23 protein-coding genes are annotated in these 21,560 nt (G+C 63.4%); 12 read left to right on the top strand and 11 right to left on the bottom strand.

Going from position 1 to position 21,560, the window contains the following annotated elements:
- Positions 1 to 4: 4 nt before the first annotated feature.
- Genes IM737_RS13915 through IM737_RS13905 form a run of 3 tightly spaced genes read right to left on the bottom strand, consistent with a single transcriptional unit; the run spans position 5 to position 4,085 of the window.
- A complete protein-coding gene (locus IM737_RS13915; protein ID WP_236894597.1) occupies positions 5 to 1,255 on the bottom strand; it encodes a Zn-dependent hydrolase in 1,251 nt (416 codons plus the stop codon).
- A gap of 13 nt (positions 1,256 to 1,268) precedes the next feature.
- Positions 1,269 to 2,762, bottom strand: a complete 1,494-nt coding sequence (locus IM737_RS13910; protein WP_236894595.1) for a CoA-acylating methylmalonate-semialdehyde dehydrogenase — start codon at positions 2,760 to 2,762, stop codon at positions 1,269 to 1,271.
- A complete protein-coding gene (locus IM737_RS13905) occupies positions 2,763 to 4,085 on the bottom strand; it encodes an aspartate aminotransferase family protein (RefSeq protein ID WP_236894593.1) in 1,323 nt (440 codons plus the stop codon).
- 116 nt (positions 4,086 to 4,201) lie between these two features.
- On the opposite strand from IM737_RS13905, the gene IM737_RS13900 reads away from it, so the two are divergent.
- The 3 genes from IM737_RS13900 to IM737_RS13890 all read left to right on the top strand — a co-directional run bounded on the left by IM737_RS13900 (position 4,202) and on the right by IM737_RS13890 (position 6,256).
- Positions 4,202 to 4,765, top strand: coding sequence for a cupin domain-containing protein (locus IM737_RS13900; protein WP_236894591.1), 564 nt, complete (start codon positions 4,202 to 4,204; stop codon positions 4,763 to 4,765).
- A gap of 90 nt (positions 4,766 to 4,855) precedes the next feature.
- Positions 4,856 to 5,575: a TetR family transcriptional regulator C-terminal domain-containing protein gene (locus tag IM737_RS13895; RefSeq protein ID WP_236894582.1), complete on the top strand. Its 720-nt coding sequence runs from the start codon at positions 4,856 to 4,858 to the stop codon at positions 5,573 to 5,575.
- Between the two features lie 78 nt (positions 5,576 to 5,653).
- Positions 5,654 to 6,256: a dihydrofolate reductase family protein gene (locus IM737_RS13890; RefSeq protein WP_236894580.1), complete on the top strand. Its 603-nt coding sequence runs from the start codon at positions 5,654 to 5,656 to the stop codon at positions 6,254 to 6,256.
- A gap of 14 nt (positions 6,257 to 6,270) precedes the next feature.
- Here the strand turns inward: IM737_RS13890 and IM737_RS13885 are convergent, their stop codons facing one another.
- From IM737_RS13885 to IM737_RS13875, 3 genes are all read right to left on the bottom strand, one after another.
- Complete coding sequence (locus IM737_RS13885) at positions 6,271 to 6,681, bottom strand: DUF4260 family protein (protein WP_236894578.1); 411 nt, start codon at positions 6,679 to 6,681, stop codon at positions 6,271 to 6,273.
- 97 nt (positions 6,682 to 6,778) lie between these two features.
- Positions 6,779 to 7,849, bottom strand: a complete 1,071-nt coding sequence (locus IM737_RS13880) for a GGDEF domain-containing protein (protein ID WP_236894576.1) — start codon at positions 7,847 to 7,849, stop codon at positions 6,779 to 6,781.
- 67 nt (positions 7,850 to 7,916) lie between these two features.
- Positions 7,917 to 8,288, bottom strand: coding sequence for a DoxX family protein (locus IM737_RS13875; RefSeq protein WP_236894573.1), 372 nt, complete (start codon positions 8,286 to 8,288; stop codon positions 7,917 to 7,919).
- Positions 8,289 to 8,709: 421 nt separating this feature from the next.
- Between IM737_RS13875 and IM737_RS13870 the strand changes: the two genes are divergently transcribed.
- Positions 8,710 to 9,063, top strand: coding sequence for a septal ring lytic transglycosylase RlpA family protein (locus IM737_RS13870; protein WP_236894571.1), 354 nt, complete (start codon positions 8,710 to 8,712; stop codon positions 9,061 to 9,063).
- Positions 9,064 to 9,115: 52 nt separating this feature from the next.
- On the opposite strand, the gene IM737_RS13865 is transcribed toward IM737_RS13870, so the two are convergent.
- On the bottom strand, positions 9,116 to 10,114 hold the full coding sequence (locus IM737_RS13865; protein WP_236894569.1) for an aldo/keto reductase: 999 nt from the start codon (positions 10,112 to 10,114) through the stop codon (positions 9,116 to 9,118).
- Between the two features lie 10 nt (positions 10,115 to 10,124).
- Complete coding sequence (locus IM737_RS13860; protein WP_236894567.1) at positions 10,125 to 10,274, bottom strand: DUF1127 domain-containing protein; 150 nt, start codon at positions 10,272 to 10,274, stop codon at positions 10,125 to 10,127.
- A 175-nt stretch (positions 10,275 to 10,449) separates the two neighbouring features.
- On the opposite strand from IM737_RS13860, the gene IM737_RS13855 reads away from it, so the two are divergent.
- The 7 genes from IM737_RS13855 to IM737_RS13825 all read left to right on the top strand — a co-directional run bounded on the left by IM737_RS13855 (position 10,450) and on the right by IM737_RS13825 (position 17,343).
- Positions 10,450 to 11,319: a LysR family transcriptional regulator gene (locus tag IM737_RS13855; RefSeq protein WP_236894565.1), complete on the top strand. Its 870-nt coding sequence runs from the start codon at positions 10,450 to 10,452 to the stop codon at positions 11,317 to 11,319.
- Positions 11,320 to 11,475: 156 nt separating this feature from the next.
- Positions 11,476 to 11,985 (top strand): hypothetical protein, encoded by a 510-nt coding sequence (locus tag IM737_RS13850; RefSeq protein WP_236894563.1) that lies wholly within the window; start codon positions 11,476 to 11,478, stop codon positions 11,983 to 11,985.
- 167 nt (positions 11,986 to 12,152) lie between these two features.
- Complete coding sequence (locus tag IM737_RS13845; protein ID WP_236894561.1) at positions 12,153 to 13,328, top strand: MFS transporter; 1,176 nt, start codon at positions 12,153 to 12,155, stop codon at positions 13,326 to 13,328.
- Positions 13,325 to 14,515, top strand: coding sequence for an MFS transporter (locus tag IM737_RS13840; protein WP_236894553.1), 1,191 nt, complete (start codon positions 13,325 to 13,327; stop codon positions 14,513 to 14,515). The genes IM737_RS13845 and IM737_RS13840 overlap by 4 nt, the downstream gene beginning before the upstream one ends.
- A gap of 68 nt (positions 14,516 to 14,583) precedes the next feature.
- Positions 14,584 to 15,738 carry an MFS transporter gene (locus IM737_RS13835; protein WP_236894551.1) on the top strand — a complete coding sequence of 385 codons (1,155 nt, stop codon included), beginning with the start codon at positions 14,584 to 14,586 and terminating at the stop codon, positions 15,736 to 15,738.
- The gene (locus tag IM737_RS13830; RefSeq protein WP_236894550.1) at positions 15,731 to 16,192 is read left to right on the top strand and encodes an MmcB family DNA repair protein; all 462 of its coding nucleotides are present in this window, start codon (positions 15,731 to 15,733) and stop codon (positions 16,190 to 16,192) included. Before IM737_RS13835 ends, IM737_RS13830 begins: the two co-directional genes overlap by 8 nt.
- Before the next feature lie 5 nt (positions 16,193 to 16,197).
- Positions 16,198 to 17,343: an MFS transporter gene (locus tag IM737_RS13825; protein WP_236894548.1), complete on the top strand. Its 1,146-nt coding sequence runs from the start codon at positions 16,198 to 16,200 to the stop codon at positions 17,341 to 17,343.
- A gap of 53 nt (positions 17,344 to 17,396) precedes the next feature.
- On the opposite strand, the gene IM737_RS13820 is transcribed toward IM737_RS13825, so the two are convergent.
- Positions 17,397 to 19,049, bottom strand: a complete 1,653-nt coding sequence (locus IM737_RS13820; protein WP_236894540.1) for an MBL fold metallo-hydrolase RNA specificity domain-containing protein — start codon at positions 19,047 to 19,049, stop codon at positions 17,397 to 17,399.
- Between the two features lie 118 nt (positions 19,050 to 19,167).
- Here IM737_RS13820 and IM737_RS13815 point away from each other — a divergent pair, with 118 nt between their 5' ends.
- Entirely contained in the window at positions 19,168 to 19,515 is a 348-nt protein-coding gene (locus tag IM737_RS13815; protein WP_236894537.1) for a DUF1428 domain-containing protein, read from the top strand.
- On the opposite strand, the gene IM737_RS13810 is transcribed toward IM737_RS13815, so the two are convergent.
- Positions 19,512 to 20,063: an ActR/PrrA/RegA family redox response regulator transcription factor gene (locus IM737_RS13810; protein ID WP_236894535.1), complete on the bottom strand. Its 552-nt coding sequence runs from the start codon at positions 20,061 to 20,063 to the stop codon at positions 19,512 to 19,514. The two genes, IM737_RS13815 and IM737_RS13810, sit on opposite strands and share 4 nt — an antisense overlap.
- Before the next feature lie 42 nt (positions 20,064 to 20,105).
- Positions 20,106 to 21,425 carry an ActS/PrrB/RegB family redox-sensitive histidine kinase gene (locus tag IM737_RS13805; protein WP_236894533.1) on the bottom strand — a complete coding sequence of 440 codons (1,320 nt, stop codon included), beginning with the start codon at positions 21,423 to 21,425 and terminating at the stop codon, positions 20,106 to 20,108.
- Between the last annotated feature and the right edge of the window lie 135 nt (positions 21,426 to 21,560).

Genomic DNA, 21,560 nt, shown 5'->3' with positions numbered 1-21,560 from the left:
ATCCTCAGTTCGCGATTTCGGCGGTCTCAACCACCGCATGGAACAGCACATCGGCACCGGCCGCTGCCCATTCCTTGGAGATGTCTTCCGCCTCGTTGTGGCTCAACCCGCCGACACACGGGCACATGACCATGGTCGATGGCGCGACCTTGTTGGTCCAGCAGGCGTCGTGGCCGGCGCCCGAGATGATGTCCATGTGGCTGTAGCCGAGTTTTTCGGCGGCGGCGCGGACGCGCGAGACCAGGGTTGGATCGAAGGTCACGGGGTCGAAATGGCCGACGGCTTCCATAGCATAGCCGACACCGAGCTCGGCGCAGATGGCCTGAGCCTTGGCTTCGATCTGGCTGCGCATGGAGTTGAGCTTGGCCAGCTCCGGCGAGCGAATGTCCACGGTGAAAACCACTGTGCCAGGAAGCACGTTGCGAGAATTGGGCGCAAACTTCATCTGGCCGACGCCACCGACGGCGCCGGGTTGGTGATCCATGGCGACGGCCTGCACCATTTCCAGGATCCGCGCCATGGCGAGGCCAGCATTCACCCGCATGAGCATCGGGGTGGAGCCGGTATGGGCTTCGCGGCCGGTGAGGGTGAATTCGAGCCACCACAGGCCCTGGCCGTGGGTGACGACGCCGATCTGCTTGTTCTCGGCTTCGAGGATGGGGCCCTGCTCGATATGATACTCGAAATAGGCATGCATCTTGCGGGCGCCGACCGTCTCTTCGCCGCGCCAGCCGATGCGGGCCAGTTCGTCGCCATAGGTCAGGCCCGCCTGATCCTTGCGGCTATAGGCATAATCCTGAGTGTGAACACCGGCAAAGACGCCGGAGGCCAGCATGGCCGGGGCGAAGCGGGCGCCCTCTTCGTTGGCCCAGTTGGTGACGACGATGGGGTGTTTGGTCTTGATGCCGAGGTCGTTCATCGACCTGATGACTTCGAGCCCCGCCAATACCCCGAGTACGCCGTCATACTTGCCGCCGGTGGGCTGGGTATCGAGATGGCTGCCGACATAAACCGGCAGGGCGTCCGGATCTGTGCCCGGACGGGTCATGAACATCGTGCCCATCTGGTCGACGCCCATGGTGAGCCCGGCCTCGTCGCACCAGCGCTTGAACAGGTGGCGGCCTTCGCCGTCTTCGTCGGTCAGAGTCTGACGGTTGTTACCGCCAGCGATGCCGGGACCGATCTTGGCCATGTCCATGAGACTGTCCCAGAGCCGATCACCATTGATGCGAAGGTTTTCTCCTGGGGCAGACATATGGGGCCAGATCCTATTTGACGCTCGGGAACGAGAATTCGGCGCCGCCCTTGATGCCGGCGGGCCAGCGGGTGGTGACGGTCTTGAGGCGGGTGTAGAAATGGACGCCCTCGGGGCCGTAGATGGAGTGATCGCCGAACAGGCTCCGCTTCCAGCCGCCGAAGGAGTGGTAGGCGACCGGCACCGGGATCGGCACGTTGATGCCGACCATACCCACTTCGATCTTGTCGGCAAATTCGCGGGCGGCGTCGCCGTCGCGGGTGAAGATGGCGGTGCCGTTGCCATATTCGTGGTCGTTGATGAGCTTGACCGCCGCGGCGTAGTCGTCGGCGCGCACCACAGACAGGACCGGGCCGAAGATTTCTTCCTTGTAGATGGTCATGTCAGGCGTCACGTGGTCGAACAGCGTGCCGCCGACATAGTAGCCGCCTTCATAGCCCTGGAGCGTAAAGCCCCGGCCATCGACGACGAGGTCGGCGCCCTGCTCCACACCCGAGTCGATGTAGCCGACGATCTTGTCGCGATGCATCTTGGTGACGACGGGACCCATTTCGGCGTCCTTGTCGGTGGCGGGGCCGATCTTGAGGCTCTCGACGCGCGGCTTGAGCTTGGCCACCAGCGCATCGCCGGTTTCCTTGCCGACGGGTACGGCGACCGAGATGGCCATGCAGCGTTCGCCGGCCGAGCCGTAGCCTGCGCCCATCAGGGCATCGGCGACCTGGTCGAGATCGGCATCGGGCAGGATGACCATGTGGTTCTTGGCGCCGCCCAGGGCCTGCACCCGCTTACCGGCCTTGGTGCCGCGCTGGTAAACATATTCGGCAATCGGCGTCGAGCCGACGAAGGAGACGGCCTTGATATCGGGATGGTCGAGGATGCCATCGACCATTTCCTTGTCGCCATGGACGACATTGAGGATGCCCTCGGGCAGGCCGGCTTCCATGAACAGGTTCCAGGCCAGCATCGAGGCGCTAGGATCGCGTTCGGAGGGCTTGAGGATGAAGGCGTTGCCGCAGGCGATGGCCGCCGGATACATCCACATCGGCACCATGGCCGGGAAGTTGAACGGGGTGATGCCGGCGACAACACCGAGCGGCTGGCGATCGGAGTAGCTGTCGATGCTGGGGCCCACGTTGCGCGAAAATTCGCCCTTGAGCAGTTGCGGAATGCCGCAGGCGAAATCGACGCAGTCGATGCCGCGGGCGACTTCGCCCAACGCGTCGTCATGCACCTTGCCATGTTCACGCGAGATTTCGCGGGCCAGGTCGTCGGCATGCTGATCGAGCAAAGCCTTGAACTTGAACATGACGCGGGCGCGCTTCATCGGCGGGGTATTGCCCCAGGCAACCTGTGCCTTCTTGGCGGAGGCGACGGCGTCGTTCAGCTCAGAAAGCGTCGATAGCGGTAGCTCAGCGGAGACTTCGCCCGTGGCGGGATTGAACACCGGGACGCGACGGCCTGATGAGACATAGCGTTTGCCGGCAACGGCGTTCTCGATGACGTTCATTTATTCGATACTCCGCAGGGCGCTGCGCACGCCGTCGATCAGTTCGCCGATCTGGGCTTCCGAGACGATCAGCGGCGGGGACATGGCGATGATATCGCCAGTGGTGCGGATCAGGTAGCCGTCTTCGAAGCATTTGAGGAAGGCTGAGAAGGCGCGCTTGGTGGGCGAGCCGGCAATGGGTTCGAGCTCGATAGCGCCGACAAGGCCGATATTCCTGATATCGATGACATGCGGCTCGCCCTTGAGCGAATGCAGCGCATCCTGCCAGACGGGAGCAAGCGCGGCACCGCGGGTCAGCAGTCCCTCTTCCTTGTAGGTCTCGAGCGTGGCGAGACCCGCCGCCGAGGCGATCGGGTTTCCCGAATAGGTATAGCCGTGGAAGAACTCGATGACGTGTTCGGGGCCGCCCATGAAGGCGTCGTGGATTTCGGACGAAACGAGCACCGCGCCCATGGGGATCACGCCATTGGTCAGGCCCTTGGCGGTGACCATAATATCTGGCGTTACGCCGAAATAGTCAGCGCCGAAGGGGGTGCCCAGGCGCCCGAAGCCGGTGATGACTTCGTCGAAGATCAGCAGGATGCCATGCTTTTTGGTGATCTCGCGTAGCCGCTTGAGGTAGCCGGCGGGCGGGATCAACACGCCAGTGGAGCCAGCGACGGGTTCGACGATGACGGCGGCGATGGTCGACGCATCGTGCAGGGTGACGATGCGTTCGAGTTCATCAGCCAGCTCCACGCCATACTCGGGCAGGCCCTTGGAGAAGGCGTTCTTGGCCAGGTTATGGGTATGCGGCATGTGATCGACGCCGCCGAGCAGGCTGCCGAACATCTTGCGGTTGGTGACGATGCCGCCGACCGAAATGCCGCCGAAATTGACGCCGTGATAGCCGCGTTCTCGGCCGATCAGGCGGGAGCGGGCGCCGTCGCCCTTCACGCGATGATAGGCCAGCGCCACCTTGAGGGCGGTTTCGACCGATTCCGAACCGGAATTGGTGAACAGCACGTGGTTCATGCCTTCAGGGGCGATATCGACGATGCGGTTGGCCAGCTCGAAAGCCTTGGGGTGGCCCATCTGGAAGGCGGGTGCATAGTCGAGCTCTGCGGCCTGCTTGGCGATCGCCTCCACGATCTTGGGGCGGGCGTGGCCGGCATTGCAGCACCACAGGCCAGCCGTGCCATCAAGCACCTGGCGACCATCTGATGTGGTGTAGTGCATATCCTTGGCGGCCACGAACATGCGCGGGGACTTCTTGAACTGCCGATTTGCCGTGAACGGCATCCAGAAGGCGCTCAGATCGTTGGGGCGGGAGACGGCGTCCATGGCAATCAGACCTTATGGCTTGAAGCGCTAATGCGCTCAGTTTGCTGAACGTAGGACGGGACAGAACTGGCGGTCAATTGCTTGCCAACGTTAAGAGTGTTCTTTATTCTGAACACATGAACGCAGAAAACTTTGACGTCGAGATAGGTGTACGCCTCCGTGCGCTGCGTCTCAAGCATGGCCTTTCGCAACGCTCCCTCGCCACCCGCGCCGGTGTGTCCAACGCGACCATTTCGATGATCGAGGCTGGCCGAACCAATCCGTCCGTTTCGGGCCTGCGGCAGATCCTGTCCGGCATCCCGATCGGGTTGGCAGAGTTCTTTGCCGACGATGAGCCCGATGAGGAGCAGGTGGTCTATCGCGCTGCCGAACTGACTGAAATCGGGGCCGGCGCGGTGTCCTATCGCCAAGTCGGCTCGAACCTGGTTGGCCGCTCACTGCAGATGATCCATGAGCGCTATCAGCCCGGGGCCGAATCCGGGCAGGCCATGCTCACCCATCTCGGTGAGGAAGCGGGGCTGATCATCAAGGGCGAGATGCTGCTCGAAGTGGCGGGCCGTCGCTATCAATTGCGCGCCGGCGACGCCTATTTCTTCGACAGCCGCAAGCCGCATTGGTTCAAGAATACCGGCGCTGGGGAGCTGGTTCTGGTGTCGGCCTGCACGCCGCCAACCTTCTAGGCCAGCAAGTCGCTTGACTGGCGCGATAAATCCCCGAATTTTGACCATCTGGATAAATGTCGTATCCGCCAACTGTGGTGTCCGTCCGAAATGGCTCCGACCAAGGTGAAAAGTGCCGAGCCGACCGCCGCTGCCAAGCGCCAGCACAAGGCTGACGCAAAGGCCGCGGCGCATCCTCACACCAAGCCCCGGCCGCTGACCCGCATCCAACGCGAAAAGCAGGATGTGATCCTGGAAGCCGCGCTTGAGGTGTTCTCGCTGCATGGCTTCCGTGGCGCGACGATCGACCAGATCGCCGAGGTGGCCGGGATGAGCAAACCCAACCTGCTCTACTATTTCCCGCGCAAGGAAGAGATCCATCGTCGGCTGATGGCCGCCTTGCTCGAAACCTGGCTGGCACCGCTGCAAAGCATGGACGCCGATGGCGATCCGTTCCCGGAAATCCGCTCCTATATCCGCCGCAAACTCGAAATGGCGCGCGACTTTCCGCGCGAAAGCCGGCTCTTCGCCAACGAGATGTTGCAGGGCGCGCCCCGCATTATCGAGATGATCGAGATCGACCTCAAGAACCTGGTCGACGAGAAGGCAAAGGTACTCACCGCGTGGATGGACCAGGGCAAGCTGGCCCGCACCGACCCGTACCACCTGATTTTCTCGATCTGGGCGACGACCCAGCACTATGCCGATTTCGACGTGCAGGTGCGTGCCGTGCTGGGGCCGGGCCGCGGTGGCGAGGGGCGCTTCGAGGATGCGGCGCGCTATCTTGAACAGCTTTTCCTGTTCGGGCTAACGCCACGACCGAAGCCTTAAGAACACTTAAGGCACAGCTTGACGAACGATATTGACCGACTTAATGCTTAAGCTAGAAATTAAGTTATGGAGCCTTCGATGAGCCAGCAGGTTCGCGCCCACATGATGCTGTCGCTCGACGGATTCGGCACCGGGATCAACCAATCACGGGACCGCCCGTTCGGAACCATCGACCCGCGGCAGCTAGGTCGCTTCATGTTCGAGGATGCCGAGAACAACCGAGCCGAGATCGACGCCATCACCAACTATGGCGCCTTCATCATGGGCCGAAACATGTTCGCCGCGCCCGGCCCCGATGTCTGGGAGCAGGAATGGACCGGTTGGTGGGGGCCCAACCCGCCCTATCATGCGCCGGTCTTCGTGCTGACCCACTATGCCCGGCCCGCAATCGAGATGGAGGGCGGCACGGTGTTTCACTTCGTGACCGATGGGCCCGATGCGGCGCTGGCACGCGCCCGAGAGGCAGCCGGTGAACGCGACGTGGCCATTGCCGGTGGGGTGAGCACCACGCGGCATTATCTCAATGCCGGCGTGATCGAGACGCTGCATCTGCACATTGCGCCGATGATAGCGGGCAAGGGTGAGCGACTGTGGGACGGGCTGACGGCGACGCTTGAGCCTATCGGTGCGCGAGCCACACGCTTCACCACGCATATGGACTATCGGGTCGTCAAAGCCTGAAGGCCGGCCACGGCTTATCGTCCGCGGCGTGCCTTGCCGATGAGACCGAGATGAGTGTGCTCGAAGCCATCTGCATGCTTGAGGCCATAGCCGAGCAGACGATCGAGCCCGATATGGACGGTCCAGATGGCGGCCAGGCCGAAAGCGATCGGACCGACGACGAGACCCAACAAGGCCAACAGGGCTGGCGCGACATAGGTATGGACCAAGTTGTAGGTGAGCATGCCCGTTGTCCCGCCACGCAGATAGCCCAGCATGGATAGGTCGGGCAGCAGAAGCAGCAGCGCGAATACCCACCAGGACTGGCCCAGCCAGGTATACGCGACAAGGCCCAGCACAGCGATGGCGCCTCCTTCCAGTCGCTGCAGAAGCACGGCGTTGCCGGTTACTGGTTCGGTCGTCGAAGAAGCAGGCTGTTCGGTCATCGTGGTTCCTTTCGCTGTTGAAAGAAGCCTATACCAAAACGCTTGTGATTGGCTTTCACCCGAAATTCCAGGCTCGCCATACATTATTGAATAGCACTCAGGCCGATGCCAGAAGTTGTTGGTGGATCATTTGCGGAGCCGGCTCGTCACCGGCAAAGCGGAAGCTGCTGCCTGGACTGGATTTGGCACGATAGAGTGCAGCATCGGCGGCGCCCATCAGGGTGTCTGGCGGCAGGTCCAGGGCATCCGCCGGGACGATGCCGAGGCTGACGCCAACGCGGACCGCCTGCTTCTCCAATTGGATGGGCTGCTCGATCGTAGCGATGCACCGCTGGGCCAGGGCCGCCAGCGCTGCCCGGTCAGAATGGCCAGTGCTCAGCACAACGAACTCATCTCCGCCCAATCGGGCCAACAGGTCCCCGTCCTCCAGCAAGCGTGACAGCCGTGTGCCGATGGCGCGCAGCACGCCGTCGCCCGCCGCATGACCATGGAGATCGTTGATTTCCTTGAAGCGATCGAGGTCGAACAGAAGGATGGCGAATCGCGTCTTGTCGGCCACCAGGTCGGCCAGGGCCGTTTCGAAGGCCAACCTGTTGGCAAGACCGGTCATGACGTCGCTGCGCGACTGCTGGAAGGCCTGCCGGCGTTGGCGTTCGATGTCGGCTACCACCTGGCGCAGCTTGAACATGACACCCAGCACCAGCAGCAGCATGCCGCCGATAATGGGCAACCGGATGGGCGCGTATTGCAGAAAGACCTGTTCGGCCATGCCCGAGCGTGTCCAGGTCAGATAGCTGCCCGATGGCCCCTGGCCGGCCAGCAACGGGATCTGCTCGACGCGCGGCGTGCTGGTCAGCTCGTAGGACAGGTGGGCGTCGTCCAATCCGGCGATGCGACCAAGGATAATAACCTGGTCGTGTGTCAGAGGGCCGCCCGTCGCGGTCATGATATCGACCGCATTGGCGGCGCGCTGCCGTTCGGTGGCCAGGTCGGCCCGATCCAGACTCTGCACGACCTGCAGGGCCGTCATGACAAGCAGAAATGCGGACACGACCAAGCCGACGGCGCACAGCAGCACCAGGCGACCGATGGTCTTGATACCACGATGTTCGCCGCGCCGCTCCCGTGCAAGCGGGGCGCCGCGACGTGTCAGAGATTGCAATATCATGCCTGCGTCCTAAGCTCAGGCAGTCTGCACCAGCAGTGATTGGCAAAGTGTTAGCGTCGCCAGTGAATTAGAGCGTGTCCGCTATCACTAGCAGCAGACCGCCAGCCAGGGTGATGTTGACCAGCGTAAGGTACAGGTGCGGATCGCGTGCTTTACCCTGAAACAGGAACGGGTTGTGGTAGCAGGCGGTGGCGATCGCCAGGAAGACGATCAGCACCAGGGCGCCGACGACGGTGAACAGGCCCAGGACAAGTGACAACCCACCAATCCATTGCATGGCGAACCCCGCGCCGACGAGGACGGGCGGCATGTTCCAGCCGTAGTTGGTTGCCGATGGAATGCGATCGCGAAAGCCGACCGTATTGCGGAATGCGGCAATGACGAAAAACAGGCCGAAGATGATGCGGCCCAGCAGCATGAGCGTGGCGGTTGCTGTCACGATGTCCCCCTGTGAACGGCAATGTGCCTAGCATGATTCCGGCGCCGTAAAAGCTGCCGCAATCGCGCCACAATTGGATTGCCGCGGCCCCCGCCGCGCCGAAATTGTTTGGGGAACCCACGCGAAAGCGTCGTTTTGGGCCAATTCGGCGGGAACTGTGGCAGCACGGCCACATCGAGCAAGATGAATCCCGTCTTTTGCCAAAACCAGGCGTCTCGGTACTCTCGATGCGGCAAATCGCGGATTCATATCCTCCAGATTCGGCTGGTTATTCATGCATCGGGCGAAAATACAGCCACCGATACTGCGGCAACCGTGCAACACCCGTACGTCCTGGGGCAGTTGTGTCCAACACGGGCACATTGTGGCCGGGAGGGTCCATTATCCAGCAACTCACCTTTAACTATGTGAGTTCAGAAGTTTGATCAGAAAAGCCGTTTCCGTCGCCGCACTTGCTGCAGCTCTCCTCTCGCTTTCCACTGCAGCCTATGCCCAATGCGGCGGCGCTTCCTGGTATGGTCCTGGCTTCAATGGCAAGCGGGCAGCATCAGGTGAGATCTTTAACGAAAACGCCATGACGGCGGCGCATCGTTCCCTTCCTTTCGGCACCAAGGTCATGGTCACCGACCAGCGCACCGGCGAACAGGTCGAAGTCACCATCAACGATCGCGGGCCCTTCCATGGCAGCCGCATCATCGACCTCAGCAAGGCCGCAGCGACCAAGCTGGGTTTCCGCAATCGCGGCACCACATCGGTCTGCATCAGCTCGCTGTAATCGAGCCAAGCCTGATCAAGGGGCCGTCCCGCGGGGCGGCCCTTTTTCGTTGTCAAAGTGGGTCGAAGCCCGCCAGCAGCCGATCGATCTCGGCCATGGTGTCTGGCGCGAGCGGACCGAAGTCGAGCGCGCCTAGATTGTCGCGAACCTGCGCCTCGGACTTGAACCCGGGAATGGGCATTGTGTGCGGCGAGCGGGCCAGAATCCAGCCGAGTGCGCCCTGGGCCGGCGTGCGGCTACCCGTCGTCAGCACCTCGCGAATGGCCTCCACTCGTGCCACGAGCTCGGGCAGCGGCTTGCCGTCCTTGAAGAAGCGCACCCAGGAATGGCCGGCCGCCCGGACATCGCTGCCAGGAAGCTGCGAGGCGTTGGAAAACTTGCCGGTCAGCATGCCCATTGCCAGAGGCGATCGATTGAGGCTGGCGAGGTTTTCGGCAGCGCAAAGTTCGAGCATCTCGGGGCCGTCCCTGAAGACGCTGAGCTCCTGCTGCACGGCGCTGAAATGCGGGAATTTCAGCATTCGCGCAGCCTTGGCGGCGTCGTCGGTGCTCCAACCCCAGGCGCGGATGCGGCCCTGATCGACCAGCCGCTCCAGTGCCTCGCCGGCTGCGTCGGCGGCATCGTCCGGCAGGTCGCCGACATGGATCTGGTAGAGATCGATATAGTCGGTGCCCAGCCGTTGCAGCGACTGGGTGCAGGCCCAGTCAACATAGGATGGGCTGACATCGGTGGCGAGCAGTGCCCGCGCCGCTGCGTCATAGGTAAAGCCGAACTTGGTGGCGATCACCGCATCGGCGCGCCGCCGCTTGAGGGCGGTGCCGAGCACAGTCTCGCTATGGCCGGTGCCATAGGCATCGGCGGTATCGAACAGGGTGCCGCCCAGATCGAGGGCCAGTTCGATGGCGCGGATGGACTGGGCATCGTCGACATCGCCCCAGCCATCGGGACGCCCATCGAGAATGAAATGGCCGCCAATGGCCCAGCAGCCGAGCCCGACGGCACTGGCGGCAATTCCGGACCGGCCGAGCGGTCGCAATTTTGAAAAGACCATGGCTGGGCTCCTAGCATTCAGTGCTTGCGACAAAGCTGGCAATGTCGTCACGCTTGGTGCCGAGATCGGCGAGCAGGCGATCGTCGAGCTTATGCAGCTGGCGAATGGCGATACGGCGCTGGCGCCAATCGATGAATTTGCGGGTCAGGGGTTCGAACATTCTCAGTCTCCAAAAACAGGCAAAGCAGGACCGTCTCCGAACGGATTCGGTTTTTCAGACTTGTCGGTACTGGCTTGCGATCCGGCGCGTTCGTTGCGCTGGCCAGACAACAATTGCGCAAAAGTTGGCGCGTGCGCTACAACCGTCATCGCAACGTTCTTTGCAGAAATGAAAAATGGACTTCAGCTGGGACGACCTGAGGCTCTTCCTAGACGTCGCCCGGCTCGGTGGGCTCAGTGCGGCGACCGAGACGACACGGCTGAGTGCGGCCACGCTGGGTCGGCGCATCGCGGCGCTCGAAAGGCAGCTGGGTGAGCCGCTATTCCACCGCAGCCAGACCGGCTACCGCCTGACCCAAGCCGGCGAAGACCTGCTGGCCCGCGCCGAGGATGTGGAAGCGGCCATGCTGTCGCTCAAGCGCTGGAAGGAGGGCGCGATCGGTGAGCGGGTGGTTCGTCTGTCCGCCGGGTCATGGACCTCGATGTTCGTCGCCGGTAATATCGGCGAAGTGTGGACCGTCGAGGACCGCTTCGGCCTCGAATTTGTCACCGCCATGCAGAAGGTCGATATCGGCCGCCGCAATGCCGATCTCGGCATCCGCAACCAGCGGCAGACCGAGCAGTGGCTGGCGGGCCGGCTGATCGGCAAGGTGGCCTATGCGATCTATTCGGGTCGCGAACTGATCAACGGTATCAAGGCCGGCTATTTCGTCGGCATTGCCGGCGATGGCGGCCAGACCCATTCGGCGCGCTGGATCGAGGCACGGCATGGCGATCGCATCGCGGTGCGCGGCAATGACGCGGTCAGCGTGCGCGAGCTGGTGGCCAATGGCGCGGGCCTGTCTGTCCTGCCCTGCTTTGTCGGCGATAGCGACGAGCGGCTGGTTCGCGTGGCCCCGCCCATAGCCGAACTCGAGACCGACCAATGGCTGGTGAGCCACCACGAAGAACGGCACGAGCCGGCAGTTCACACCGTAGCCGAGCGTATCGCGGCGCTGATGCGCCAACACGCGCCACTGTTCCGTGGTGAACGACCCAACCCATAGGTGGGTAAGTATTGCTCCTTCTGGCGGCGGCGTTAGCCCCGTCTTAGCATTGTGCCCTTAGCATGCGCGGTGGGAATGCAAGGGGATGGCAGGGCAATGAAGGCCGCCGCCTATATTGTTGGGCCTTTGGACGGGCCCGGCGCTGGATTGATGGAGATGGCGCAGCGGCTCGACTTTGCCGTCGTGCAACCTTATGCCGGCGTCATGCAGGCCGAGCAGCAGGTCAACCAGACACCCGTTTGCTTCTTCCTCTTCGCCGCGGTGCCCGATGTTGGCACCTTGCGTAGTGTTGCCGAGGCGATCCGCTTCTGTCCCAGCCGCCGCGTGCGCTTTTCGCCGCTGATGTATTTCTCCGAAAGCCCGTCACTCGACACCATCACCCGGTGCATCAATATGGGCTTTGACGACGTCATTACCATGCCGTTCACCCGGAGCCGGGTGCTGGAGCGGATAAGCCGGCAGATCGGCACCAACCTGACCTACTACGAAACATCAGGCTATTTCGGCCCCGACCGGCGCGACCGCGTCACCGGACCCAGGCGCCCCGGCGAGAGCCGCCTCGGCGGCCAGTTCCGCCGCCTCGAAATCGTCCGCAACCTGCTGACCGGGGTCAATGTGGTGCGCGACGACCTCTACATGCAGCCAGCCGAGTCGGCGTTTCTGTAACCGCGACGAGCTAGCCTCCCTTGGCCGGCGCCACGCAGCCTAGCGACTTTCCGTCACATCTTTGCAACGTTGCAATTGCGAATGTAAAACGTTTTCCGACCCTGCTTTCCCGGGCGTGCGTTTTCGCATAGTTTGCTCGCCATTCGCCTTCACGAGTCTTTTCAGCCATGAAATTCGGCATCGACCTGCCACCCCAGATCAAGGTCTTCGGGGCGTTTTTTGTATATTCATTCACGATGGGCAGCATGTTTCCACGACTGCCGGATATCCAGCGGGCGCTTGGCGTGGCCGAGGGCCAGTTGGGCCTGGCGCTGATCGGCTCGGCGCTGGGCACGCTGATCTCGCTGACCTTTGCCGGACGCTTCATCGAAGCCTTCGGCTATCGCCGGGTGCTGCTGACCGCCATCCCCGTGCTGTCGGTGCTCTATGCGCTGGCCATGTGGGCGCAGAGCCCGCTGACGCTGTTCCTGCTGCTGCTGCCGGTCGGTCTCACCATTGGCGCCATCGAGATCATCATCAATATCGAGGCGGACCGGGTCGAACATGCCATCGGCCGGCGCATCATGAGTCGCGCCCATGCCTTCTGGAGTCTGGGCTTCTTCTCGGCCGGCATGGTCGGCGCCTTCATCGCGCAGACCGGTCTGGCGCCACAATGGCATCTGATGCTGATGATCCCCGTGACATTGCTTCTGACCGTCCTGATCCTTGGCCGTTTCGAGGCGGCGCCGCATCGGTCTGGCTCAAGCACGGAAGAAACGCCACGCCTGGCCAAGCCGACAATGGCCGTCATGCTGCTGGTGGGTGTGTGCCTGTCCGCCATGCTGATGGAAGGCGCCGGCATTGACTGGTCGGCCATCTATATGCGCGACATCTTTGCGGTCGAGCCGTTCTGGGCCGGCTTTGCCGTGGCTCTTGTCGCCGGATCGCAGGCTTTCGCGCGCTTCTTCGCCGATGGGTTCGTGGAGCGCTACAGCCCGGTGCTGGTGGCGCGGGTGCTGTTGACCGTACTCGGCATCGGCGTGGTGCTGGTTTTCTTCGCGCCCGTGGCCTTTGCCGCCTATCTCGGCTTCGCGCTGATCGGCATCGGCTCGAGTGCGCTGTTCCCGCTGGCCATGTCGGCGGCCGCGCAGCAGACCGATCGGCCCGCTGCCATCAACGTGGCGGCACTGGCGCAGTTCTCGTTCACGGCCTTCCTGCTCGGACCGCCGCTGCTGGGTTATGTCGCCGAGCATTTCGGCATCCGCTGGGCCTTCGGTGTTGGATTCCCGCTGGTGTTGCTCGGCTTGTTCACCGCCCATGTGCTTTCGCCCCGGCATAGCGCCAAGCCGGTTGCCGCCGAATGAGTTTCATCGCCCCGCAGCACCGGCTCTATGCCTGTTTCTTCCTGTTCGCCCTAACGACCGGCGCGCTGATGTCGCGGCTGCCCGATGTGCAGACCCAGCTTGGCGTCACCGAAAGCCAGCTTGGTCTCACCATGATCGGCATGGCGATCGGCTCGCTGATCTCGCTGACCTTCGGCGCCGCCGTGATCGAGAGGCTCGGGGTGCGGACTACTGCCTTCTTCACCGTGCTCGGCCCGGCGATCCTCTTCGCCCTGATCCCGTGGATGGGCGCCGCCCCGGCCGTGTTTGGCCTGCTGTTCGTCACTGGCCTCCTGTCCGGCGCACTCGAAATCAATCTCAATGTCGAGATCGACCGCCTCGAAATGCAGACCGGCAAGCGGTTCATGAACCGCGCACACGGCTTCTGGAGCGTTGGCTTCTTCGTCACTGCCCTGCTCGGCGCCGCGATCCGCCAGTCCGGCCTTTCGGTTGAGGCGCATCTGGGGCTGATGGCTCTGATCGTCGTCGTGGTCGGCGGCTACATGATAGCGGGTATCAAGCCCGCACCTGCGCCGCAGCGCACTCACGGCGAGAACACCCATCGCATTGCCTTCCCGCATCTGGGGCTGGTGCCGCTCTGCATCATCGGTTTTGCGGCCTTTCTCGTGGAAGGGGCCGGCATCGACTGGTCGGCCATCTACATGCGCGACGTGTTTGCGGTGCAGCCGTTTGTCGGCGGCATGGGGCTGACGCTGTTCGCCGGTTTCATGGCCGCGATGCGCCTGACCGCCGACCCGGTCGTCGCCCGTTTCGGGCCGCGCAATGTCGCCATGGTCTTGCTGAGTCTCGCCAGTGTCGGTGTGCTGATGGTGGGTTACGCGCCCATGCCCGAGATTGCGCTGGCCGGATTTGCCCTGATGGGCATCGGCTGTTCGGCAGTCTATCCGCTGGCGGTATCGGCAGCGGCGCAGCGCACCGACCGTCCGGCGGCCGTCAACGTGGCGGCGCTGGGCCAGGTGAGCTTCGTGGTGTTCTTCCTCGCGCCGCCCTTGCTCGGCTTCGTCGCCGAGTATCTGGGCATCCGCAATTCCTACCTGATCTGCCTGCCGCTGTTGCTGGCAGGCCTGTGGGCATCGAGTTTCGCCCTGGGCAATCGTAAGGTAGAGACGCCGCATGGCTTGCCGCCCGAACCGACACCGCTCGGCTGACAGCTAACACATGATTGCTGACAGGTTCTGGCGCCGCTGAGCGCTAGAACCGGGCAAGGAGTATCGACATGCGTCCGCATTACCGGATCTTCGGGGTGTTCTTCATTTTCGCGCTGTCGATGGGCGCGATGCTGTCGCGCCTGCCCGATCTGCAGCGTCAGTTCCAACTGAGCGAAGGCCAGCTCGGGCTGACGCTGATCGCCATGTCCTGCGGCGCATTGGTCGGCCTCACCTTTTCCGGTCCGCTGATCGCGCGCTATTCGGCCAGGACGGGTATCTTCGTCACGATCTTCCTCGCCTCGGCGCTCTATGCGCTGGTGCCATTCATGCCCTCGGCCATCTTCGTGGTGCCGCTGCTGTTCCTGGCCGGCATCTGCGCTGGTGCGGTCGAAATCATCGTCAATCTCGAGGCCGACCGGCTGGAGGCGCAACTGGGCTACGGCATCATGAGCCGCACGCACGGCATGTGGAGCCTTGGATTTTTCGTGACCGCTCTGGTCAGCGCGGGGATCCGGCAGCTTGGCGTGCCGGTGCAGATCCACCTGGTCGTGGCGTTCGTCGTCGTGGTGATAGCCGGGTTGTTCGTGTTCCGCGGCATCGAGAATGCGCCGCTGCGCCCTGATTCCCATTCCGGGGACGCTCCGCGCATCGCCTTCCCGACCATCGGCCTTGCCGCGCTCTGCATCATCGGCGCCGCGCCCCTGCTGGCAGAGGGCGCCGGTATCGACTGGTCGGCGATCTATATGCGCGACGTGTTCAACGTCGAGCCCTTCATTGGCGGCCTCAGCGTTACCGTCTTCTCGCTGTTCATGGCCATTGCCCGCCTGACCATGGATGGCGTGGTCGATCGTTTGTCGCCGCGAGTGGTCGCAACGACGCTGCTGCTGATCGCCATTGCGGGGCTGGTCCTCGTGGCCACCGCACCGCACGAATATGTGGCGCTGCTTGGTTTTGCCCTGACCGGCATCGGTTGCTCGGCTGTCTATCCGCTGGCGGTATCGGCAGCGGCCCAGCGCACCGACCGCCCGGCCTCGGTCAATGTCGCCTCGCTGGGGCAGATGACCTTCGTGGTGTTCTTCCTCGCACCGCCACTGCTTGGCTTCGTCGCCGAGGCCTATGGCATCCGCATGTCTTACTGGGTCGTGGTGCCATTGCTGATCGCGGCGCTGCTGGTGATCCGGGCGCTGCCCGCCAGGGCCAAGCCCGCTCCCGCCCATGGCTGACCTGGGCCCCATCGTCGACCTGCGCCAATCGGCCACCGCCCTGCGCGTGCAGCGCGGGGTGATGCGGCTGTTGCGCGAAACCTATGACATGGCCTGCTATGCCGAGGTCACCCTGCGCAGCGGCCGACGCGCCGATGTGCTCGGCGTCGGGCCCAAGGGCGAAATCTGGATCGTCGAGATCAAGTCGAGCCTGATCGATTTCCAGGTCGACAAGAAGTGGCACGAATACCGGGAGTTCTCGGACAGGTTCTTCTTCGCCAAGCCGCCCGAGCTCGATGGCAATATCTTTCCGGTGACGGAAGGCCTCATCGTCGCCGACGGGCATGACGGGCACATCCTGCGCGACAGCCCGCATACGCCGATGGCCCCGGCCCGGCGCAAGGCACTCATGCTCAAGCTGGCCCGGCTCGGCGCGGACCGCATCCACGTGTTGATGGACCCCGGACCGAAGTGAGTTACATGCCAATACGCTGGCGCATCATTGCGCTGTTTTTCGTTCACGCCATCGCCCTGGGGGCGGTCCATACCCGCATTCCCGACCTGCAGCTGGCCCTCGGCCTCAGCGAAGGCCAGCTCGGCCTCGTGCTGATGGGCCAGCCCATCGGCGGGTTGACCAGCTTTCTGTTCTCCAGCCTCGTCATCGAGCGCTTCGGGCCGCGCAAACTGATCCTGGTGCTGATGCCGGTGGTGGCGATCGGTGCAGCCCTGATCACCGTTGCTCCCAATGCCACGCTGATGTTCGTCTTGATGGCCCTCAACGGCGTCGGTTTTTCGCTGACCAATGTCGCGATCAATGTCGAGGCCGACAGGGTCGAGGCTGCCACTGGCTCGCGGGTAATGAACACCTGCCACGGCGCCTGGAGCGTGGGCTTCCTGCTGACCTCGCTGCTCGGCGCCGCCATGCGCGGCTTTGCCATTTCGCCCGCCGTCCACTTGTGGACGCTGGCACCGCTGGTGATCTTTCTGGTCATGCTGATCGTCGCGCCGATGCCGGTCGTTCCGGCACGCGAGCATGCCGGCGACAACAAGAAGCGCTTTGCGCTGCCGACTTTGGCGACGATGGGACTGGTTGCCTTCGGGCTCGGCGCAGCGCTCACCGAGGGCGCGGCGCGGGCCTGGTCGATCATCTATCTACGCGACAGTTTCGAGATCGCCGCCTGGATCGAATCAATGGCGCTGCCGGCCCTGCTGGTGACCATGGCCGTTGGCCGACTAGTCGCCGACCGCTGGATCGAGCGTTTCGGGCCGGTGGTCGTGGCGCGCGTGCTGGCCAGCATCGCCGTGGCCGGCATGACGCTCGTGGTCCTCGCCCCCAATGCCGTACTGGCGCTGACCGGCTTCGGCCTGGTGGGCGTGGGCATCTGCGTGCTCTACCCGCTGACCGTTTCGGCCGCCGCCCGCATCGGCGACCGGCCCGCCAGCCAGAACGTGGCGGCGACAACGCTGATTTTCCAACTGGTCAATCTTGGCGCGCCGGGGCTGATCGGCGCGGTGGCGCAGGGCTTTGGGATCAGGTCGGCGTTTGCGATGCTGATCCCGTTGCTGATCCTGACCTGGCTGATGGCAGGGCGGCTGGGGGCAAAGGCGAAGAGTACCCCCACCTAGCCTCCCCCTGAAAGGGGGGAGGCCGGGGTATCCAAGAAGGACTCTTCTTCCGCTTATTCGTCGAAGCTCTGGTTCTCGACCGGTGTGATCGGCGTCGCCACATGGGCCGGTGAGGGTGCAGCGCCCAGGTCCGATAGCTCCTGCTGCAGCGCCCGCATCACCGCCAGCTTTTCAGCATCGGTGCCCGATTGCAGCCGCTGGCTCAAGCGGATGGTGAAATCGGAAAAGGCATTGTGCCAGTCCGAATGCACCTGCACGGGGTCGATGCGCGGCTTGGTCGCCTGCACCTTGGCCCGCACGCCCACGGCGGTCAGTTCAAAATAGTCGTCGAGCAGTGGCGTAATCACCTGGTCACCGGAGAGACCGAGCCCCAGGATGGCCTGGCGCAGGGCCTTGCGCTCCTCGTCCTCGCCATGGGTCAGGAAGATCGCGCCATGCGCCGGCAGGCGCTCCTTGATCCAGGCCATCAGTTCGGAATGATCGGCGTGGGCCGAGTAGTTGCCCATCGAGCGGATCGTGGCTCGAACAGGCACCAGTGTGCCGTGGATGCGGGCTTCCTTGGCGCCGGAGAGGATCACATGGCCCAGCGTGCCCGGCGCCTGGTAGCCCACAAAGAGCACGGTGGCATTGGCGCGGATCAGGTTGTTGCGCAGGTGGTGCTTGATGCGCCCGGCGTCGGCCATGCCGGAGGCCGACATGATGATGGCGCCGCCACGGATCATGTTGATGGCCTTGGACTCCTCTACCGCCTCGATGATGCGGAAGCGCGGATCGTTGAACAGCTCGTCGGCGCCCAGCTCGACGTCGTCGAACATCTTGGCGTATTTCCGATAGACGCCCGTGACCTTGGACGCGAGCGGGCTATCGAGGAAGACCAGCTTGGGGTCGATCTCGCCTGATTTGATCAGGGTGCCAATGTCGTGCAGCAGCTCCTGGCTGCGCTCGACGGCGAAGGCGGGGATCACCAGATTACCACCGCGCGCCATGGCGGCATTGATCTCGGTCTTGAGCGCCTCACGGCGCTGCACCAGCGTATAGTCCTCGCGCTCGCGGCCACCATAGGTGGATTCGGAGAGAATATAGTCGAAACCAGCCGGGCCTTCCGGCTCGTTGTAGAACACCTTCTCGTCCGGACCGATATCGCCCGAAAACATCAGGCGAATGGTCTTGTCGCCGTCCTTGACCTCGACCTCGATAGAGGCCGAGCCGATGATGTGACCGGCATTCCAGTAGCGGGCCCGGACACCCGCTCCCGGCTCGATCCACTCGCCATACTGGCAGGTCAGCCGATGCGCCAGGGCCTCGGTCGCATCCTCCATAGTGTAGAGCGGCTTTGCCGGCTCCTCACCACGCCGGTTGTGCTTCTTGGTCTCGCGCTCGGCTTCGCTCTCCTGAATACCGGCACTGTCCGGCAGCAGGTATTCGAGCAGGCCCGCGGTCGGCTCGGTCATCCACATCGGGCCGCGCCAGCCCTCGCGGTAGAGCTTGGGCAAGAGGCCGGCGTGATCGATATGGGCATGGGTCAGCAGCAGGAAGTCGATGGCCCTGGCATCGAAGGGTGTCGGCTTGAGGTTGAGATCACGAACACTCTTGTTGCCCTGGAACAGGCCGCAATCGACGAGGAATTGCCCGCTCGGATGCACCACGCGATAGCAGGAACCGGTCACCGTGCCCGCCGCGCCGTGGAAGTGAAGAGTGACGGTCATAGGCGGCTCCTTTTGATGTGTTTGTCGGAGTTGACCCCAGCAATGCGTCATTGTCGAGAAGCTGTCGCAACCGCAGGTAGACGGTGGCGTTAGTTCACACACCCCGAGGAGAAGACCGATGACTTATGTCGATGGATTTGTCGCCGCTGTGCCCAAGGCCAACAAGCAGGCCTATGTCGACCATGCCCGCGAGGCCGGGGAGTTGTTCAAGCAGTGGGGTGCTTCGCGCATCGTCGAGACCTGGGCCGACGAGGTGCCTCCCGGCAAGCAGACCGACTTCATGAAAGCGGTTGCGGCCAAGCCTGATGAGGCCATCGTCTTCTCATGGATCGAGTATCCTGACCAGGCGACGCGCGATGCCGCCGGCCAGAAGATGATGACCGACCCGCGCATGCAGGCGATGAAGATGCCCTTCGACGGCGCCCGCATGATCTATGGGAGCTTCGAAGCGCTCTTCGTGCTTTAGCGCGGCGCGCGCTTGGCCAGAATACGCTGCAGGGTGCGGCGGTGCATGTTGAGCCGCCGCGCCGTCTCCGACACGTTGCGATCGCAAAGTTCATAGACGCGCTGGATATGCTCCCAGCGCACCCGATCTGCCGACATCGGATTTTCCGGTGGCTCGGGCTTGGCTTCGCCCGTGGCCAGCAGGGCATTGATCACATCGTCGGCGTCGGCCGGCTTGCTCAGATAGTCCACGGCACCCAGCTTCACCGCGGTCACTGCCGTAGCAATATTGCCATAACCGGTCAACACGACCGCCCGCGCATCGGGGCGCTTGGTGTGCAAGGCCGAGACCACTTCGAGGCCGTTGCCGTCTTCAAGGCGTAGGTCGACCACCGCATAAGCGGGCGGCTTTTCGGCGACGGCGGCCAGGCCCTCGGCGACGGAGCCGGCAATTCGGACATCGAAGCCACGGCGTGCCATGGCGCGCTCAAGGCGCTGCAGGAAGGCCACGTCGTCGTCGACCAGCAGCAGGCTGGGATCGGTGGCCAGGAGTTCTTCAATCGTGCTCATGGCACTCACATAGGGCTTTGCAATAGATACGTCAAAACAGGTTCACTGGATCTCCGCCTCAATCGCGGTGCGGGGCCACACGATACGCACCTGGGCATGGCCATTGGGCGCCAGATTCTGGAAGGCCAGCCGTCCGCCCGTGCGCTCCAACAGTGTCTTGGCAATGAAGACGCCCAGCCCCAGCCCGCCGGGCTTGCTGGCATCGGGCCCCTGCGGATCGCGGGGCCGGCTGGTGAGGTAGGGCTCGCCCAGCCTGGCGATCAGCTCCGGGGCAAAGCCTGGGCCATCGTCGGTAATGGTCACCGAGATCGCCTCGCGGTCCCAAGCGGCTTCAATCTTGACGGTGGCACGGGCGAAATCGGCAGCGTTCTCAATGAGATTGCCCAGCCCATAGAGCAGGCCGACGCTGCGCACGAAAACCGGCGCGGGCCCGGCTGAGCGCTCGTAGTAGAACAGGATCGCCTTGCCATGCGCCTCGTGCGGGCGGGCGACTTCGGCCAGAAGATCGGTGATCGGCACGGCGGCGAACGGATCGCCGCCATCGCTGCCAAGATTACGCAGTTTGGCGAGGATCGCGCGGCACCGCGCCGCCTGCTCGATGATCAGTTCCACATCGGATGCGAGATCGCTGCCCGGTTCGGCGTCGGCCCGCATTTCCTTGGCGGCCAGTGCGATGGTCGATAATGGCGTGCCCAACTCGTGGGCGGCCGCGGCGGCGAGGCCATCGAGCGCCGAGAGCTGCTCCTTGCGCGACAAGGCCAGCTCAGTGGCCGCCAGAGCATCGGCGATCTGGCGCGCATCATGCGCCACGCGATTGGTATAGGCGGAGATGAAGACCACGCCGCAGATGATCGACACCCAGATACCGATGACATAGATGCGGTTGAACACGATCCGCTCCAGCGGATCCCAGGGCAGCGGCAGATGCCAGACCGACAGCACCGAGGCGATGACGGCGGCGAGCAGGGCAATGATATAGGCGGACCGCTGCGGCAGCGTCGTCGCCGAGACCGACACCGGCGCCAGCAGCAGCAGCGAGAACGGGTTCTGCAAGCCGCCGGTCAGGGCCAGCAGCCCGCCCAGTTGCAGCAGGTCAAAGGCGATCTGGCTGGCGGCGAACAGCGAGCTCGGTCGATGGCTGGGCCCCAGCCGCACGATCAGCCACAGATTGACTGCCGCCGAGACCGCTATCAGCAAAAAACACTCGACCAGCGGCAATGGAAAACCGAGCCCGAAATAGACGAACAGCACCCCCACCGCCTGCCCGCCAACCGCCAGCCAGCGGAGCAGCACCAGCGTTTGCAAACGCAAGGGACGCCAGGTGTTCGGCAGGGGCAGGCCATCGGCCTGAATCATGGTCATGCAAGGGCCCTTTCGAGGCGGATTTCGCGACCGCTATGGGAATAGCGAAGTTTCATTTCAAGGCCCAAAAAATCATAGGCACAGGATTGATCCCACCCCGGGGCGGGCCACCTAAGGGTCATCGTGACTGGGAAA

The organism is Devosia sp. SL43 (genome assembly GCF_021729885.1).
Taxonomy (GTDB): Bacteria; Pseudomonadota; Alphaproteobacteria; order Rhizobiales; family Devosiaceae; genus Devosia.
The sequence above is the reverse complement of the archived record's forward strand: the minus strand, read 5'-3'. Positions and strand labels throughout refer to the sequence as shown.

What these genes read in the sequence shown, in the direction of transcription:
- IM737_RS13915 (WP_236894597.1), bottom strand. Translation starts at nt 1,255, where the DNA reads ATGTCTGCCCCAGGAGAAAACCTTCGCATCAATGGTGATCGGCTCTGG.
- IM737_RS13910 (WP_236894595.1), bottom strand. Translation starts at nt 2,762, where the DNA reads ATGAACGTCATCGAGAACGCCGTTGCCGGCAAACGCTATGTCTCATCA.
- IM737_RS13905 (WP_236894593.1), bottom strand. Translation starts at nt 4,085, where the DNA reads ATGGACGCCGTCTCCCGCCCCAACGATCTGAGCGCCTTCTGGATGCCG.
- IM737_RS13900 (WP_236894591.1), top strand. Translation starts at nt 4,202, where the DNA reads ATGAACGCAGAAAACTTTGACGTCGAGATAGGTGTACGCCTCCGTGCG.
- IM737_RS13895 (WP_236894582.1), top strand. Translation starts at nt 4,856, where the DNA reads ATGGCTCCGACCAAGGTGAAAAGTGCCGAGCCGACCGCCGCTGCCAAG.
- IM737_RS13890 (WP_236894580.1), top strand. Translation starts at nt 5,654, where the DNA reads ATGAGCCAGCAGGTTCGCGCCCACATGATGCTGTCGCTCGACGGATTC.
- IM737_RS13885 (WP_236894578.1), bottom strand. Translation starts at nt 6,681, where the DNA reads ATGACCGAACAGCCTGCTTCTTCGACGACCGAACCAGTAACCGGCAAC.
- IM737_RS13880 (WP_236894576.1), bottom strand. Translation starts at nt 7,849, where the DNA reads ATGATATTGCAATCTCTGACACGTCGCGGCGCCCCGCTTGCACGGGAG.
- IM737_RS13865 (WP_236894569.1), bottom strand. Translation starts at nt 10,114, where the DNA reads ATGGTCTTTTCAAAATTGCGACCGCTCGGCCGGTCCGGAATTGCCGCC.
- IM737_RS13860 (WP_236894567.1), bottom strand. Translation starts at nt 10,274, where the DNA reads ATGTTCGAACCCCTGACCCGCAAATTCATCGATTGGCGCCAGCGCCGT.
- IM737_RS13855 (WP_236894565.1), top strand. Translation starts at nt 10,450, where the DNA reads ATGGACTTCAGCTGGGACGACCTGAGGCTCTTCCTAGACGTCGCCCGG.
- IM737_RS13850 (WP_236894563.1), top strand. Translation starts at nt 11,476, where the DNA reads ATGGCGCAGCGGCTCGACTTTGCCGTCGTGCAACCTTATGCCGGCGTC.
- IM737_RS13845 (WP_236894561.1), top strand. Translation starts at nt 12,153, where the DNA reads ATGAAATTCGGCATCGACCTGCCACCCCAGATCAAGGTCTTCGGGGCG.
- IM737_RS13840 (WP_236894553.1), top strand. Translation starts at nt 13,325, where the DNA reads ATGAGTTTCATCGCCCCGCAGCACCGGCTCTATGCCTGTTTCTTCCTG.
- IM737_RS13835 (WP_236894551.1), top strand. Translation starts at nt 14,584, where the DNA reads ATGCGTCCGCATTACCGGATCTTCGGGGTGTTCTTCATTTTCGCGCTG.
- IM737_RS13830 (WP_236894550.1), top strand. Translation starts at nt 15,731, where the DNA reads ATGGCTGACCTGGGCCCCATCGTCGACCTGCGCCAATCGGCCACCGCC.
- IM737_RS13825 (WP_236894548.1), top strand. Translation starts at nt 16,198, where the DNA reads ATGCCAATACGCTGGCGCATCATTGCGCTGTTTTTCGTTCACGCCATC.
- IM737_RS13820 (WP_236894540.1), bottom strand. Translation starts at nt 19,049, where the DNA reads ATGACCGTCACTCTTCACTTCCACGGCGCGGCGGGCACGGTGACCGGT.
- IM737_RS13815 (WP_236894537.1), top strand. Translation starts at nt 19,168, where the DNA reads ATGACTTATGTCGATGGATTTGTCGCCGCTGTGCCCAAGGCCAACAAG.
- IM737_RS13810 (WP_236894535.1), bottom strand. Translation starts at nt 20,063, where the DNA reads ATGAGCACGATTGAAGAACTCCTGGCCACCGATCCCAGCCTGCTGCTG.
- IM737_RS13805 (WP_236894533.1), bottom strand. Translation starts at nt 21,425, where the DNA reads ATGACCATGATTCAGGCCGATGGCCTGCCCCTGCCGAACACCTGGCGT.